This window comes from Micromonospora sp. PLK6-60, from assembly GCF_019890675.1.
GTDB lineage: Bacteria > Actinomycetota > Actinomycetes > Mycobacteriales > Micromonosporaceae > Micromonospora.
In genome coordinates this window covers 395,500-408,961 of the sequence record NZ_JAIOAA010000004.1, presented here as the reverse complement: position 1 = coordinate 408,961, position 13,462 = coordinate 395,500, and the positions used below count along the sequence as shown (strand labels likewise).

At 75.0% G+C, this 13,462-nt stretch carries 15 protein-coding genes; 5 read left to right on the top strand and 10 right to left on the bottom strand.

Features of this window, described 5'->3' with window-relative positions; genetic code table 11:
* Positions 1 to 8: 8 nt before the first annotated feature.
* The 5 genes from K7640_RS11300 (at position 9) to K7640_RS11280 (ending at position 5,559) form a co-directional block, all read left to right on the top strand.
* A complete protein-coding gene (locus K7640_RS11300; RefSeq protein ID WP_222954706.1) occupies positions 9 to 1,229 on the top strand; it encodes an allantoate amidohydrolase in 1,221 nt (406 codons plus the stop codon).
* Complete coding sequence (locus K7640_RS11295) at positions 1,226 to 2,578, top strand: formimidoylglutamate deiminase (RefSeq protein WP_222954773.1); 1,353 nt, start codon at positions 1,226 to 1,228, stop codon at positions 2,576 to 2,578. Before K7640_RS11300 ends, K7640_RS11295 begins: the two co-directional genes overlap by 4 nt.
* On the top strand, positions 2,578 to 3,747 hold the full coding sequence (hutI, locus tag K7640_RS11290) for an imidazolonepropionase (protein ID WP_222954772.1): 1,170 nt from the start codon (positions 2,578 to 2,580) through the stop codon (positions 3,745 to 3,747). The genes K7640_RS11295 and hutI overlap by 1 nt, the downstream gene beginning before the upstream one ends.
* Positions 3,744 to 5,279, top strand: coding sequence for a histidine ammonia-lyase (gene hutH / locus K7640_RS11285; RefSeq protein ID WP_222954705.1), 1,536 nt, complete (start codon positions 3,744 to 3,746; stop codon positions 5,277 to 5,279). The genes hutI and hutH overlap by 4 nt, the downstream gene beginning before the upstream one ends.
* Before the next feature lie 115 nt (positions 5,280 to 5,394).
* Complete coding sequence (locus K7640_RS11280) at positions 5,395 to 5,559, top strand: hypothetical protein (RefSeq protein ID WP_222954704.1); 165 nt, start codon at positions 5,395 to 5,397, stop codon at positions 5,557 to 5,559.
* A 275-nt stretch (positions 5,560 to 5,834) separates the two neighbouring features.
* Here the strand turns inward: K7640_RS11280 and rdgB are convergent, their stop codons facing one another.
* From rdgB to clpS, 10 genes are all read right to left on the bottom strand, one after another.
* On the bottom strand, positions 5,835 to 6,452 hold the full coding sequence (rdgB, locus tag K7640_RS11275) for an RdgB/HAM1 family non-canonical purine NTP pyrophosphatase (RefSeq protein WP_222954703.1): 618 nt from the start codon (positions 6,450 to 6,452) through the stop codon (positions 5,835 to 5,837).
* A 46-nt stretch (positions 6,453 to 6,498) separates the two neighbouring features.
* Positions 6,499 to 7,224, bottom strand: a complete 726-nt coding sequence (gene rph / locus K7640_RS11270; protein WP_222954702.1) for a ribonuclease PH — start codon at positions 7,222 to 7,224, stop codon at positions 6,499 to 6,501.
* A 60-nt stretch (positions 7,225 to 7,284) separates the two neighbouring features.
* A complete protein-coding gene (locus K7640_RS11265) occupies positions 7,285 to 8,478 on the bottom strand; it encodes a glycosyltransferase (protein WP_222954701.1) in 1,194 nt (397 codons plus the stop codon).
* Positions 8,475 to 9,614 carry a glycosyltransferase family 1 protein gene (locus K7640_RS11260; RefSeq protein ID WP_222954700.1) on the bottom strand — a complete coding sequence of 380 codons (1,140 nt, stop codon included), beginning with the start codon at positions 9,612 to 9,614 and terminating at the stop codon, positions 8,475 to 8,477. The genes K7640_RS11265 and K7640_RS11260 overlap by 4 nt, the downstream gene beginning before the upstream one ends.
* A gap of 91 nt (positions 9,615 to 9,705) precedes the next feature.
* Positions 9,706 to 10,452, bottom strand: a complete 747-nt coding sequence (locus tag K7640_RS11255; protein ID WP_222954699.1) for an MBL fold metallo-hydrolase — start codon at positions 10,450 to 10,452, stop codon at positions 9,706 to 9,708.
* 206 nt (positions 10,453 to 10,658) lie between these two features.
* Positions 10,659 to 11,624 (bottom strand): PLP-dependent cysteine synthase family protein, encoded by a 966-nt coding sequence (locus tag K7640_RS11250; protein WP_222954698.1) that lies wholly within the window; start codon positions 11,622 to 11,624, stop codon positions 10,659 to 10,661.
* An 11-nt stretch (positions 11,625 to 11,635) separates the two neighbouring features.
* Complete coding sequence (locus K7640_RS11245) at positions 11,636 to 12,037, bottom strand: MoaD family protein (protein WP_222954697.1); 402 nt, start codon at positions 12,035 to 12,037, stop codon at positions 11,636 to 11,638.
* A gap of 68 nt (positions 12,038 to 12,105) precedes the next feature.
* A complete protein-coding gene (locus K7640_RS11240; protein WP_222954696.1) occupies positions 12,106 to 12,594 on the bottom strand; it encodes a Mov34/MPN/PAD-1 family protein in 489 nt (162 codons plus the stop codon).
* Between the two features lie 54 nt (positions 12,595 to 12,648).
* Complete coding sequence (locus K7640_RS11235) at positions 12,649 to 13,155, bottom strand: DUF2017 domain-containing protein (RefSeq protein WP_222954695.1); 507 nt, start codon at positions 13,153 to 13,155, stop codon at positions 12,649 to 12,651.
* Positions 13,152 to 13,442 carry an ATP-dependent Clp protease adapter ClpS gene (clpS, locus tag K7640_RS11230; RefSeq protein WP_222954694.1) on the bottom strand — a complete coding sequence of 97 codons (291 nt, stop codon included), beginning with the start codon at positions 13,440 to 13,442 and terminating at the stop codon, positions 13,152 to 13,154. Before clpS ends, K7640_RS11235 begins: the two co-directional genes overlap by 4 nt.
* Positions 13,443 to 13,462: the final 20 nt, after the last annotated feature.

Below are 13,462 nucleotides of genomic sequence, written 5' to 3'. Positions count from 1 at the left end.
AGGTGCCCTTGTTAACGCATTCGGTAGGTGAAGGGCCCCTTGTTAACAGGTTCCGGAAGCTGTGGGACGAGATCGCGCCGGTCGGCCGGGACGCCGGCAGCGGCGGCTACCTGCGCTACGCGCTGACCGAGCCGGAGCTGCGGCTGCGCGCGTGGTTCCGGGACCAGGCCGACGCCCGCGGCATGCCCGTGCAGCAGGACGGCAACGGCAACCTGTTCGCCTGGTGGGGCGACCCGGCGGCCGGCGACGCGGTGCTCACCGGCAGCCACTTCGACTCGGTGCCGCACGGCGGGGCGTACGACGGGCCGCTCGGCATCGTCAGCGCCCTGCTCGCCGTGGACGAGCTGCGCGCCGCTGGGGTCACCCCGGACCGGCCGGTGGTGGTGGCCGCCTTCGTCGAGGAGGAGGGCGCCCGGTTCGGCGTACCCTGCCTGGGGTCCCGGCTGCTCACCGGGGAGATCGCGGTCGACCGCGCGGCCGGGCTGCGCGACGCCGACGGGGTGAGCTTCGCCGAGGCGCTGGGCGCGCCGCCGGCCGGCGCCGACCCGGGCCTGCTCGGCCGCTTCGCGGCCTTCGTCGAGCTGCACGTCGAGCAGGGCCGCGCGCTTGTCGACCAGGGCGCGCCGGTCGCGGTGGCCTCCGCCATCTGGCCGCACGGCCGCTGGCGCTTCGACGTGCACGGCGAGGGCAACCACGCGGGTACGACCCGGATGGCCGACCGCCGCGACCCGATGCTCACCTACGCGTTCACCGTGCTCGCGGCGAACAAGGAGGCCCGGCTGCGCGACGCGCACGCCACCGTGGGCCGGGTGGCGGTCGAGCCGAACGCCACGAACGCCATCCCGGCGCGGGTGACCGGCTGGCTGGACGCCCGGGCCGCCGAGGCGGAGACGCTTGACGGTCTGGTCGAGGCGGTACGCGCCAAGGCCACCGAGCGGGCGAAGCGGGACGGCACCGAGCTGACCCTGACCCAGGAGTCGGCCACCCCGCTCGTCGCGTTCGACGGCGGGCTGGCCGACCGGCTGGCGGGGCTGCTGGACGCGCCGGTGCTGCCCACCGGGGCGGGACACGACGCCGGAGTGCTCGCCGCGCACCTGCCGACCGCCATGCTGTTCGTACGGAACCCGACGGGGGTGTCGCACTCCCCCGCCGAGTCCGCCACCGACGCCGACTGCGCCGCCGGGGTGACCGCCCTGGCCCGGGTGCTGGAGGAGCTGGCATGCCGTTGACCCGCTGGCTGGCCGAGTACGCCTGGCTGCCCGAGCACGCCGAACCGACCCCGGACGTGCTGATCGAGGCCGAGGACGGCCGGATCACCGCGGTCGCCCCGCTGACCGGCGGGGGCCGGCCCACCGCCGGGGTGGAGGTGCTGCGCGACGCCGCCCGGCTGCCCGGCCTCACCCTGCCCGGGCTGGCCAACGCGCACTCGCACGCCTTCCACCGGGCGCTGCGCGGGCGCACCCACGGCGGCCGGGGCGACTTCTGGTCCTGGCGGGACGTGATGTACGACGTCGCCGGCCGGCTCGACCCCGACTCGTACCTGGCGCTGGCCCGGGCCGCGTACGCGGAGATGGCCCTGGCGGGGGTCACCTGCGTCGGCGAGTTCCACTACCTGCACCACGGCCCGGGCGGCCAGCCGTACGACGACCCGAACGCGATGTCGGCGGCGCTGGTCGAGGCCGCCGCGCAGGCCGGGATCCGGCTCACCCTGCTGGACACCGCATACCTGACCGCGAGCGTCGACGGGGCGCCGCTTCAGGGGCCGCAGCGCCGGTTCGGCGACGGCGACGCGCTGCGCTGGGCGGCCCGGGTCGACGCGTACCGCCCGGAGAACGGCCACGCCCGCCTCGGCGCGGCCATCCACTCGGTGCGCGCGGTGCCCGCCGAGCAGCTCGCCACCGTGGCCGGCTGGGCCGACCGCAACGGCGTGCCGTTGCACGTGCACCTCTCCGAGCAGCCCGCCGAGAACGACGCCTGCCGGGCCGTGCACGGCTGCACCCCGACCCGGCTGCTGGCCGACCACGGGGCGCTCGGCCCGCACACCACCGCGATCCACGCCACCCACCCCACCAGTGCGGACGTCACCCTGCTCGGGGAGAGCCGCACCCGGGTCTGCCTCTGCCCCACCACCGAACGGGACCTGGCCGACGGGATCGGGCCGGCCCGCCGGCTGGCCGAGGCGGGCAGCCCGGTCAGCCTCGGCAGCGACAGCCACGCCGTGATCGACCTCTTCGAGGAGGCCCGCGCGGTGGAACTGGACGAGCGACTGCGCACCCGCAAGCGGGGGCACTTCACCGCCGCCGAACTGCTGGCCGCCGCCACCGTCGGCGGGCACGCCGCGCTGGGCTGGGGCGACGCCGGCCGGCTCGCCGTCGGCGACCGGGCCGACCTGGTCACCGTACGGCTGGACACCGCCCGCACGGCCGGGGTGCCGCCGGTCGGGGCGTTCTTCGCGGCCACCGCCGCCGACGTCAGCCACGTGGTGGTCGACGGGAAGCAGGTGGTCGCCGACGGCCGGCACCTGACCGTCGACGTGCCGGCCGAGCTGCGGGCGGCGATCGCGGCGGTGACCGCATGATCGGCAGCCTGCTGGTGGACAACATCGGGGAGCTGGTCACCAACGCCCCCCGCGACGGCGTGGCCGACCCGCTGGGGTTGCGCCGGGACGCCGCCCTGCTGGTCGAGGACGGCGAGGTGGCCTGGATCGGCCCGGCCCGGTACGCGCCGGCCGCCGACCGCCGGATCGACGCCGGCGGCGCGGCCGTGCTGCCCGGCTTCGTGGACAGCCACGCCCACCTGGTCTTCGCCGGGGACCGGGCCGCCGAGTTCGCCGCCCGGATGGCCGGCGAGCCGTACACCGGGGGTGGCATCCGGACCACCGTCGGCGCCACCCGCGCCGCCACCGACGACGAGCTGCGCGCCAACGTGCGCCGGCTGCGCGACGAGGCGATGCGGCAGGGCACCACCACCATCGAGATCAAGAGCGGGTACGGCCTCACCATCGCCGACGAGGCCCGTTCGCTGCGGATCGCCGCCGAGTTCACCGGGGACACCACCTTCCTCGGCGCGCACGTGGTGCCCGCCGAGTACGCCGACCGCCCCGACGACTACGTCGGCCTGGTCTGCGGGCCGATGCTCGCCGCCGCCGCCCCGCACGCCCGCTGGATCGACGTGTTCTGCGAGCGGGGCGCCTTCGACGCCGACCACGCCCGGGCGATCCTGGCCTGCGGGCAGGCCGCCGGGCTGGGCGTGCGGGTGCACGCCAACCAGCTCGGCCCCGGGCCGGGCGTGCGGCTGGGGGTGGAGCTGGGCGCGGCCAGCGTCGACCACTGCACCCACCTGTCCGACGCCGACGTCGACGCGCTGGCCGGCTCGGCGACGGTCGCCACGCTGCTGCCGGGTGCGGAGTTCTCCACCCGCTCGCCGTACCCGGACGCCCGCCGGCTGCTCGACGCCGGGGTCACCGTGGCCCTCGCCACCGACTGCAACCCCGGCTCGTCGTACACCTCGTCGATGCCGTTCTGCCTCGCCCTCGCCGTACGCGAGATGGGGATGACCCCGGCGGAGGCCGTCTGGGCGGCGACCGCCGGCGGGGCGGCGGCGCTGCGCCGCGCCGACGTGGGGGTGCTGCGGCCCGGCGCCCGGGCCGACCTGACGATCCTCGACGCCCCCAGCCATCTGCACCTGGCCTACCGGCCCGGTGTGCCACTGATCCGCCAGGTTCTGCACAACGGAGTGCCGCAATGACCGTGACCATCCAGCCCACCGGGATCTCCCCCGCCGACCTGCTCGCCGTGGCGCGCGGCACGGCCAAGGTCGTCCTCGACCCGGCCGCCGTCGAGGCGATGCGGACCAGCCGGTCCATCGTGGACCGCATCGAGGCCGCCGGCCGGCCCGTGTACGGCGTCTCCACCGGCTTCGGCGCGCTCGCCAACACGTTCGTCGCCCCTGAGCGGCGGGCCGAGCTCCAGCACGCGCTGATCCGCTCGCACGCCGCCGGGGTCGGCGCGCCGATGCCCCGCGAGGTGGTGCGGGCGATGATGCTGCTGCGGGTGCGCTCGCTGGCGCTGGGCCGCTCCGGGGTCCGGCCGCTGGTCGCCGAGGCCCTGGTCGACCTGCTCAACCACGAGGTGACCCCGTGGGTGCCGGAACACGGCTCGCTGGGCGCCTCCGGTGACCTGGCCCCGCTCGCGCACTGCGCGCTGGTGCTGCTCGGCGAGGGCTGGGTGCTCGGCCCGGCCGGCGAACGGCTCCCCGCCGCCGACGCGCTGCGCGGGGCCGGGCTGGCCCCGATCGAGCTGGCCGCCAAGGAGGGGCTGGCGTTGATCAACGGCACCGACGGCATGCTCGGCATGCTGCTGATGGCCGTGCACGACGCCCGGCACCTGTTCGCCATGGCCGACGTGACCGCCGCGCTGGCCATCGAGGCGATGCTCGGCTCGGAGCGGCCTTTCCTGCCGGAGCTGCACGCGATCCGGCCGCACCCCGGCCAGGCGGCGTCGGCGGCGAACATCCACCGGCTGCTGCAAAACTCGGCGGTGATGGACTCGCACCGCGACGACCTGGCCCACGCCGTGCAGGACGCGTACTCGATGCGCTGCGCGCCGCAGGTCGCCGGCGCGGCCCGGGACACCCTCGACTTCGTCGAGACGGTCGCCGGCCGGGAGCTGCTGTCGGTGGTGGACAACCCGGTGGTGCTGCCCGACGGGCGGGTCGAGTCGACCGGCAACTTCCACGGCGCGCCGCTCGGCTTCGCCGCCGACTACCTGGCCATCGCCGCCGCCGAGGTGGGCGCGATCGCCGAGCGGCGGGTGGACCGGCTGCTCGACGTGACCCGGTCCCGGGACCTGCCGGCGTTCCTGTCCCCCGACGCCGGGGTGAACTCCGGGCTGATGATCGCCCAGTACACGGCGGCCGGGATCGTCGCGGAGAACCGCCGGCTGGCCGCGCCCGCGTCGGTGGACTCGCTGCCCACCAGCGGCATGCAGGAGGACCACGTCTCGATGGGCTGGGCGGCGACCAAGAAGCTGCGCACGGTGCTGGACAACCTGACCAGCCTGCTCGCGGTGGAGCTGCTGGCCGCCGTACGCGGCCTCCAGCTGCGCGCTCCGCTGACCCCGTCGCCGGCCGGCCGGGCGGCGCTGGCCGCGTTGGGCGCCGCGGCGGGCGAGCCGGGGCCGGACGTGTTCCTCGCCCCGGTGATGGAGGCCGCCCGGGCGGTGGTGGCCGGGCCGCAGCTGCGGGCCGCGATCGAGCGCGAGGTGGGCCCGCTGGACTGAGCGGGACCCGACCCGGGGGCTGTCCCCCAGGAAGGTCGGAGGTCAGCCCGGTACCCCCGCGCAGCGGGGTTCATAGCGTCGGAGTCGCCCTGCCCGCCCATCCGAGGGGGACGACATGACGACGGCGCAGCTCCACCGACCACACCGGCCCGGGCCGGCCGGCCGGTTGTTCCTCGGGCCCGATCGCCGGTTGCGCCGGTGGTGGCGGGTCCTCGCCCATCTCACCGCCGTGCTGGCCCGCCGGCGGGTGCTGGCGGTCGTCGCGTACCTGCGTTCCTGACCGGCCAGCCAGCAGGCCGTTACCCTCCGTCGCCATCCTGCGGGCGCAGCCGACCCTCATCGCCGCCTTTGCTCTGCTGCCCTGCCGGCAACACCGCATCCGACCAGGAACAACCGGTCGCGGCGGCCGACGGGCGGACCAGGATGTAGCTACCCTGCGTGCCTGTTGCGTGCGGGGCAGCAGAGCAAAGGCTGCGGACCCGGCCCTCGACTCCCGGACTCAGGTGACTTTCCGTGACGGAACGGCTGATCGTCGGCGCGAAAGGGGCCAGCCGGTCAGGCGGTCGGTGGCAGCACCTTCGCCACCAGCTTGGCCAGCTCGCGCAGCGCCTTGCCGCGGTGGCTGATCGCGTCCTTCTCCTCCGGGGTCAGCTCCGCGTTGGTCCGCTCCTGCCCGTCACCGAGGAAGATCGGGTCGTAGCCGAAGCCGCCGTCGCCGCGCGGCGCGCGCAGCAGCCGCCCCGGCTGGCGGCCGTCGACCAGGTGCTCCTTGCCGGTGGGCAGCACCAGCGCCACGGTGCAGACGAAGGACGCGCCCCGGTGCTCGTCGGGCAGGTCGGCGATCTGGTCCAGCACCAGTTGGAGGTTGGCCAGGTCGTCGCCGTGCGAGCCGGCCCAGCGGGCGCTGAACACACCCGGCATCCCGTTGAGCGCGTCCACCGCCAACCCGGAGTCGTCGGCGATGGTGGGCAGCCCGGTCCGCCGGCAGCCCTCCCGCGCCTTGATCAGGGCGTTCTCGCCGAAGGTCAGCCCGGACTCGGGCAGCTCGGGGTATTCGTCCACGTCGTCGAGGCCGAGCAAGGCGACCCGGTGCGCGCCGAGCGCGCCGTCCAGGATCCGCTGCAACTCGATCAGCTTCTTGCGGTTGCGGGTGGCGAGCAGGACCTTGTTCATGCCGGTCACCTTCCGTTCGCGAGGGGATGGCCACCCCGCGCGGTCATCACGACAGAGCCTTGCGCTGGACCTCGGCCAGCTCGGCGCAGCCGGCCAGCCCGAGGTCGAGCAGCGCGTCGAGCTGGTCCCGGGCGAAGACGCCGTCCTCGCCGGTGCCCTGCACCTCGACGAACTCGCCGGCGCCGGTGCAGACCACGTTCATGTCCACCTCGGCGGCCACGTCCTCCTCGTAGCACAGGTCCAGTCGCGGCTCACCGGCGATGATGCCGACGCTGACCGCGGCGACCGAGCGGCGCATCACCTTCTCCGGCCGGCCGGAGAGGGCCTTGCGGGCGGCCAGCCAGCTCACCGCGTCGTGCAGCGCCACGTACGCCCCGGTGATCGCGGCGGTGCGGGTGCCGCCGTCGGCCTGGAGCACGTCGCAGTCGAGCACGACGGAGTTCTCGCCGAGCGCCTTGAGGTCGATGGCGGCCCGCAGGCTGCGCCCGATCAGCCGGGAGATCTCGTGGGTCCGCCCGCCGACGCGGCCCTTGACGCTCTCCCGGTCGGAGCGGGTGTTCGTGGCCCGCGGCAGCATCGCGTACTCGGCGGTGACCCAGCCGAGGCCCGAGCCCTTGCGCCAGCGGGGGACGCCCTCGGTCACGCTCGCCGTGCAGAGCACCCGGGTGCCGCCGAACTCGACGAGCACCGATCCCTCCGGGTGGGTGCTCCAGCCCCGGGTCAACGTCACCGGTCGGAGTTGGTCGGGTTGCCGCCCGTCAGGTCGCGCCATGCCTGCACCCTATGTGGTGCGGTGATCGACCGCCGCCGGGGTGCCCCGCCCGCCCGAGGATCAGCCGGCGGTCCCCGGGTCCCGGCCCGCCGGCGCCGCCCGGTGCACCCCGAGGAAACCGGCGACGGCCGCGTCCCAGCCGAACTGCTCCGCCCGGGTCCGCGCGGCGCGCTCCCGGTCGGCGCGCGGCCGGCCGAGCAGCCGGGTCACCGCCGCCGCCATCGCGGCCGGCGTGCCGTACGCGGCGACGCCCGCCGGGCCGACCACCTCCGGCAGCGCGCTGGCGGCGTTGACCACCACCGGTGTGCCGCAGGCCAACGCCTCCAGTCCGGCCAGCCCGAAGGTCTCCACCGGGCCCGGGGCGAGCACCACATCGGCCGAGGCCAGCACCGCGGCCACCGCGTCCCGGTCGGGCAAGAAGCCGGTGAAGGTCACCGGCAGCCCCTCGGCCCGCCGGGCCAGCGCCGGCCGCAGCGGGCCGTCCCCCACCATCACCAGGACCGCGGGTACGCCGGCGCGGCGCAGCCGGGCGACCGCGTCGACGGCCAGGTCCGGCCGCTTCTCCGGGGAGAGCCGGGCGCAGTGCGCCAGCAGCACCTCGCCGGGGTCGGCGTACCGCTCGCGCAGGACCGGGTCGGCCCGGTCGGGGCGGAAGGTGGCCAGGTCCACGCCGAGCGGCACCAGGTCGACGTTGGCCGCGCCCAGCCGGTGGAACTCCTCGGCCGCCCACCCGGTGGTGCAGACCACCCGGTCGTACGCCCGGGCGGTCTCCCGGTTCAGCCGGTCCGCCGTCCGGCGGGCGGCGGTGGCCGGCATCCGCCACTGCCCGAGCAGGCCGGTCAGGCACTCGTGGGAGACCATCACCGAGCCGACGCCCCGGGACCGGGCCCACCGGCCGGTCCAGCGCAGGGTGGACCGGTCGGAGACCTCCAGCCGGTCCGGGGCGAGGTCGTCCAGCAGCGCGGCGAGCCGACGCCGCCCGGTCAGCAGGCGGTAGCCGCCGGTGCCGGGCACTTCCGGGCCGGGCAGGGTGATCACCCTCCCCCATGGACGGCGGACGTCGGCGTACCGGTCGCCCGGGACGACCAGGACCGGCTCGTGCCCGGCGGCGAGGTAGCCGGCGCCGAGGTGGTGCAGCGCGGTCCGCAGGCCCCCCGAGCGGCCGGTGACGAAGTTGGCCAGCCGGACGATCCGGAGGCTCCGGTCACCGTCGGCGGCGGCCGGCCGGGTGGGCCGGGGCTCGGGGACGGTCACGCCGCGCTCAGGTCGGCGGCCCGCGTGCCGGCCCGCACGGCGCGGTAGTGGTCGATCAGCTCGTCGCCGACGGTGGCCCAGCCCCGGCGGCTGACCGCGTCGCGGGCAGCGCGTTCGTAGCCCGCCCGGCGGGTCCGGTCGGCGGCGAGCGCGGCCACCGCGCCGGTCAGCGCCGCCGGGTCACCGGGGGGCACCAGCAGGCCGGTGACGCCGCTCTCCACCAGGTCGACCGGTCCGCCGGCGGCCGGCGCCACCACCGGCACCCCGCTGGCCAGCGCCTCCTGGATGGTCTGCCCGAACGTCTCGTGCGGACCGGCGTGGACGAAGAGGTCCAGGCTGGCGTAGAGGCGGGCCAGCTCCGCGCCGTGCCGGACGCCGAGGAAACGGGCGCCGGGCAGCAGGCGTTCCAGCTGCCGCCGGGCCGGGCCGTCCCCGACGACCACCAGGCGCACCCCGGGCAACCGGGCGACGCCGGCCAGCAGGTCCACCCGCTTCTCCGGGGCGAGCCGCCCGACGTAACCGACCAGCAGCTCCCCGCCGGGGGCCAGCTCGCGCCGCAGCGCCGGGCAGCGCCGGTCCGGGTGGAACCGGTCGGCGTCCACGCCGCGCCGCCACAACCAGATCCGCTGTACGCCGTGGGCGATCAGGTCGGCCGCCGCCCGGGTGGAGGGGGCCAGGGTCCGGTCCGCCGAGTTGTGGATCTCCCGGATCCGCCGCCACGCGGCGCTGACCCCCCAGCCCATCCGGTACTCGCGGGCGTACGAGGCGACGTCGGTCTGGTAGACCGCGACGGTGGGCAGCCGGTGCCGGGACGCCAGCGCGGCGGCCCGGGCGCCGAGCACGAACGGGCTGGCCAGGTGCACCACGTCCGGGGCGTGCCCGAGCAGCGTGCCGGCCAGCCGCGGGCTCGGCACACCCAGCCGGAACCCCTGGTAGTGGGGCAGCGGCACGCTCGGGATCCGGACCACCGGATAGGGGTGCCGCTCTTCGGCGTACCGGCGGCCGCCGGGCGGCGCCGGCGCGATGACCACCGGTTCGTGGCCGCGCGCCGCCAGGTGCTCGGCGGTGCGCACTACCGAGTGCGCCACACCGTTGACGTCCGGTGGGAACGACTCGGTGACGATGGCGATGCGCATGGGCCCACCGTGGAGGCGGCACGGGTGCACCAGGCGACACGGGGTTGACCGGCCGGCGAACAGTGCGGCACAAGACGCTCCGCGCGCCGGGTCAGACCTCGTAGCTGGCGCCGGCCCGGACGACCTCCAGCGGCCCGGCGTACGCGGCGGCGGCCGACTCGACGGTGTGCGCCTCGCTGCCCCAGGCCGCCACCAGGTGGGTCAGCAGCAGCCGGCCGACCTCGGCCTTGGTCGCGTACTCGGCCGCCTCCCGGCCGGTCAGGTGCAGGTCCGGCGGGTTCTCCACGCCGTCGAGGTAGCTCGCCTCGCAGAGGAACACGTCGGCGCCCTGGGCGAGCCGCAGCAGCGCGTCGCAGGGCGCGGTGTCGGACGAGTAGCAGAGCACCCGGCCCCCGTGCTCCAGCCGCACGCCGTACGTCTCGACCGGGTGGTTCATCCGGTCGACGGTGACCGTGAACGGGCCGATCGGGAAGGTGCCCGGTTGCAGCCCGTAGAACTGGTAGACGTCCTCGACCGTGCTGTCGTCCTGCCCGTACGCGGTGGCCAGCCGGTCCGGGGCGCCGGGCGGCGCGTACATCGGCAGCGGCGGGTACGGGCCGTCCGGGGCGTACCGGCGGACCACCACGTAGTTGAGCGCGTCGAGGAAGTGGTCGCAGTGCAGGTGGGTCAGCAGGATGGCGTCCGGGGCGTGCAGCCCGACGTACCGCTGGAGGGTGGACAGCGAACCGGGACCGAAGTCGACAAGCAGCCGGAACCCGTCGGCCTCGACCAGGTATGCCGAACACGGGGAGTCGGGGCCCGGGAAGCTCCCGGCACAACCCAGAACGGTCAGTCGCATCCGGTCGTCCCGCGCTCACGCCTAGTAGTCGCCGTCCCGGCCCTCGGCCCGCCGATGATCTCTACCGACGCGTACGCCACGCTGCGCAGCCTACGCGCGGTGGGCGGCGGCAAGAATCGTCTCCCCGAAGTTGTCATCAAGGTGACACAGTGTCGCGGTCGCCGGGGTGGCCGGTGCGGGCCGCCGGACGGCCCGCACCGGACCGGTCAGGCCCAGAGTTGCCCTTCCAGGGCGTCCTCGGCGTCGGCCAGCGTGCCGCCGTAGGCGCCGGTCGACAGGTATTTCCAGCCGCCGTCGCAGACCACGAAGGCGACGTCGGCACCGCGCCCGTCGCGCACCGCCTCGTGCGCCACGGCGAGGGCGGCGTGCAGGATCGCGCCGGTGGAGAACCCGGCGAAGATGCCCTCCACCTCGACGAGCTGCCGGGTGCGCAGCACCGCGTCCCGGGTGCCCACCGAGAACCGCCGGGACAGCACCGCGGCGTCGTACAGCTCGGGGACGTACCCCTCGTCGATGTTGCGCAGCCCGTAGACCAGCTCGCCGTAGCGGGGCTCGGCGGCGACGATCTGGATGTCGTCGACCTTCTCCCGCAGGTATCGTCCGGTGCCCATCAGGGTGCCCGTGGTGCCCAGGCCGGCCACGAAGTGCGTGATCGTGGGCAGGTCGCGCAGCAGCTCGGGCCCGGTGGTCTCGTAGTGCGCCCGGGCGTTGGCCTCGTTGCCGTACTGGTAGAGCATCACCCAGTCGGGGTGCTCGGCCGAGATCTGCTTCGCGCTGGCGACGGCCTGGTTCGAGCCGCCGGCCGCCGGCGAGAAGATGATCTCCGCACCGTACATCCTGAGGAGCTGGACCCGCTCCGTGGAGACGTTCTCCGGCATCACGCAAACCAGCCGGTATCCCCGCAGCTTGGCCACCATGGCCAGCGAGATGCCGGTGTTGCCGCTGGTCGGCTCCAGGATCGTGTCGCCCGGGCGGAGCCGGCCGGCCGCCTCGGCCGCGCGGACCATGAACAGGGCCGCCCGGTCCTTGATGCTGCCGGTCGGGTTCCGGTCCTCCAGCTTCGCCCAGAGCCGCACCGGCGGCGCCCCGTCGGGCACCGTCGGCGACAGCCGGGGCAGGCCCACCAGGGGCGTGCCGCCGCAGGCGTCGAGCAGGCTGTCGTAGCGCGCCATGGCGACCGCCCTCAGCGGGCGGCGGCGCGCAGACCGGCCGCGTGCGAGGCGACGGTCGCGGCCGCGGCACGGTGCTGCGAGATCGCGGCTGCCGCCGCGCGGTGCTGCGAGATCGCGGCTGCCGCCGCGAAGCCGAACGCGCCGCCGGCGACGGCCGGCAGGATGGTCACGCTGTCACCGTCGTTGAGCTTGGCGTCCAGCGCGCCCAGGAAGCGGACGTCCTCGTCGTTGACGTAGACGTTGACGAAGCGGTGCAGCGCACCGGCCTCGGTGACCAGCCGGGCCTTCAGGCCGGCGTGCCGGGAGTCCAGGTCGGTGAGCAGGTCGGCCAGGGTGTCCCCGGCGCCCTCGACGACCTTCGCGCCGCCGGTGTAGCTGCGCAGGATGGTGGGGATGCGAACCTCGATGGACATGGTGTCGTACTCCTTGATCGGGTGTGCCACGGTGACGGGAAGGGGGAGCTGGCCGGACGCTGAGGAGGTCAGCGGCCCGAACACTCGTAGTCGACCGTCGCCGGGCTCTGCCCGAACATGTAGGACTGGACGGCGTGCGGGTCCACGGCCGCGTCCACGATCCGCACCGGCTCCTCGGTGACCACGCCGTCGACGATGCGGAAGGAGCGGATCTCCTCCGTGTCGCTCTCCCGGGTGGAGACGAGCAGGTAGTGCGCCCCCGGCTCACCGGCGAAGGAGATGTCCGTGCGGGACGGGTAGGCCTCCGTGGCGGTGTGCGAGTGGTAGATGACGACCGGCTCCTCGTCGCGGTCGTCCATCTCCCGCCACACCCGCAGCTGCTCCATCGAGTCGAACTCGTAGAAGGTCATCGAGCGGGCGGCGTTTTCCATCGGGATGTGCCGGGTGGGGGTGTCAGCGCCGACGGGACCGGCGACCACGCCGCACGCCTCGTCGGGGTGGTCCCGGCGCGCGTGGGCCACGATCGCGTCGATGATCGACCGGTCGATGCTCAGCACGCCGACCAGCCTAGCGCCGACCGGCGACGGCGGCGAAGTGGCGGCGCTCACCAATCAGTCGATCAGGGCGTTGAGCAGGGATTCCTGGAGATAGCCCAGGTATGCGTAGACCGACAGTTGGAACACCCGGGACGAGGTGGGGTCGGCGGCCACCGCCTCGTCGAGCTCCTCACCCAGGTCGGTGCCGTCGGAGATGTCGAGCCGGACGCCCATGGCCAGCCGGGCGTCGTTGAGCGCCCGCAGCCACGCCTCCGCCGCCTCCGCGTCGAGCCGCACCTCACCACCCGCCTCGGCGGAGTCGGGCAGCGCCGCGAGGATCGCCCCGGCCTGGTCGATCTTGGCCGTCTTCAGGTCGCCCTCGGTGTAGCGGCGGAACTCGACGGTGCTCGCCGTGTCGTCCGGGTAGACGTCGGGAAAGAGCCGGCCGACCACCGGGTCGGTGTGGTCGAAGCCGTCGGTGAGCAGGCCGACCACCTCGGAGGCGACCTTGCGTAGCACCCGGACCTCGTCCACGGCGAAGGTGGCGACGTACCGCCCGCCCTGGCAACGGAACATGCTCATGAACGGTCCACCGTCGCCCACAGTCCGTACGCGTGCAGCTGCGACGCGTCGTGTTCCATCCGCTCCCGGGCGCCGCTGGAGACCACCGCCTTGCCCTTGTGGTGCACGTCCAACATGAGCCGCTCGGCCTTCTCCCGGCTGTAGCCGAAACACTTCTGGAAGACCCAGGTCACGTAGGTCATCAGGTTGACCGGGTCGTCCCACACGATCGTCACCCATGGCCGGTCCGAGACCGGCACCTCTTCGGTGGCCGGCGTCTCGACCGGTGCAACCTGCGGAGCCGCCATGCCCCCCATCGTGCCACCGG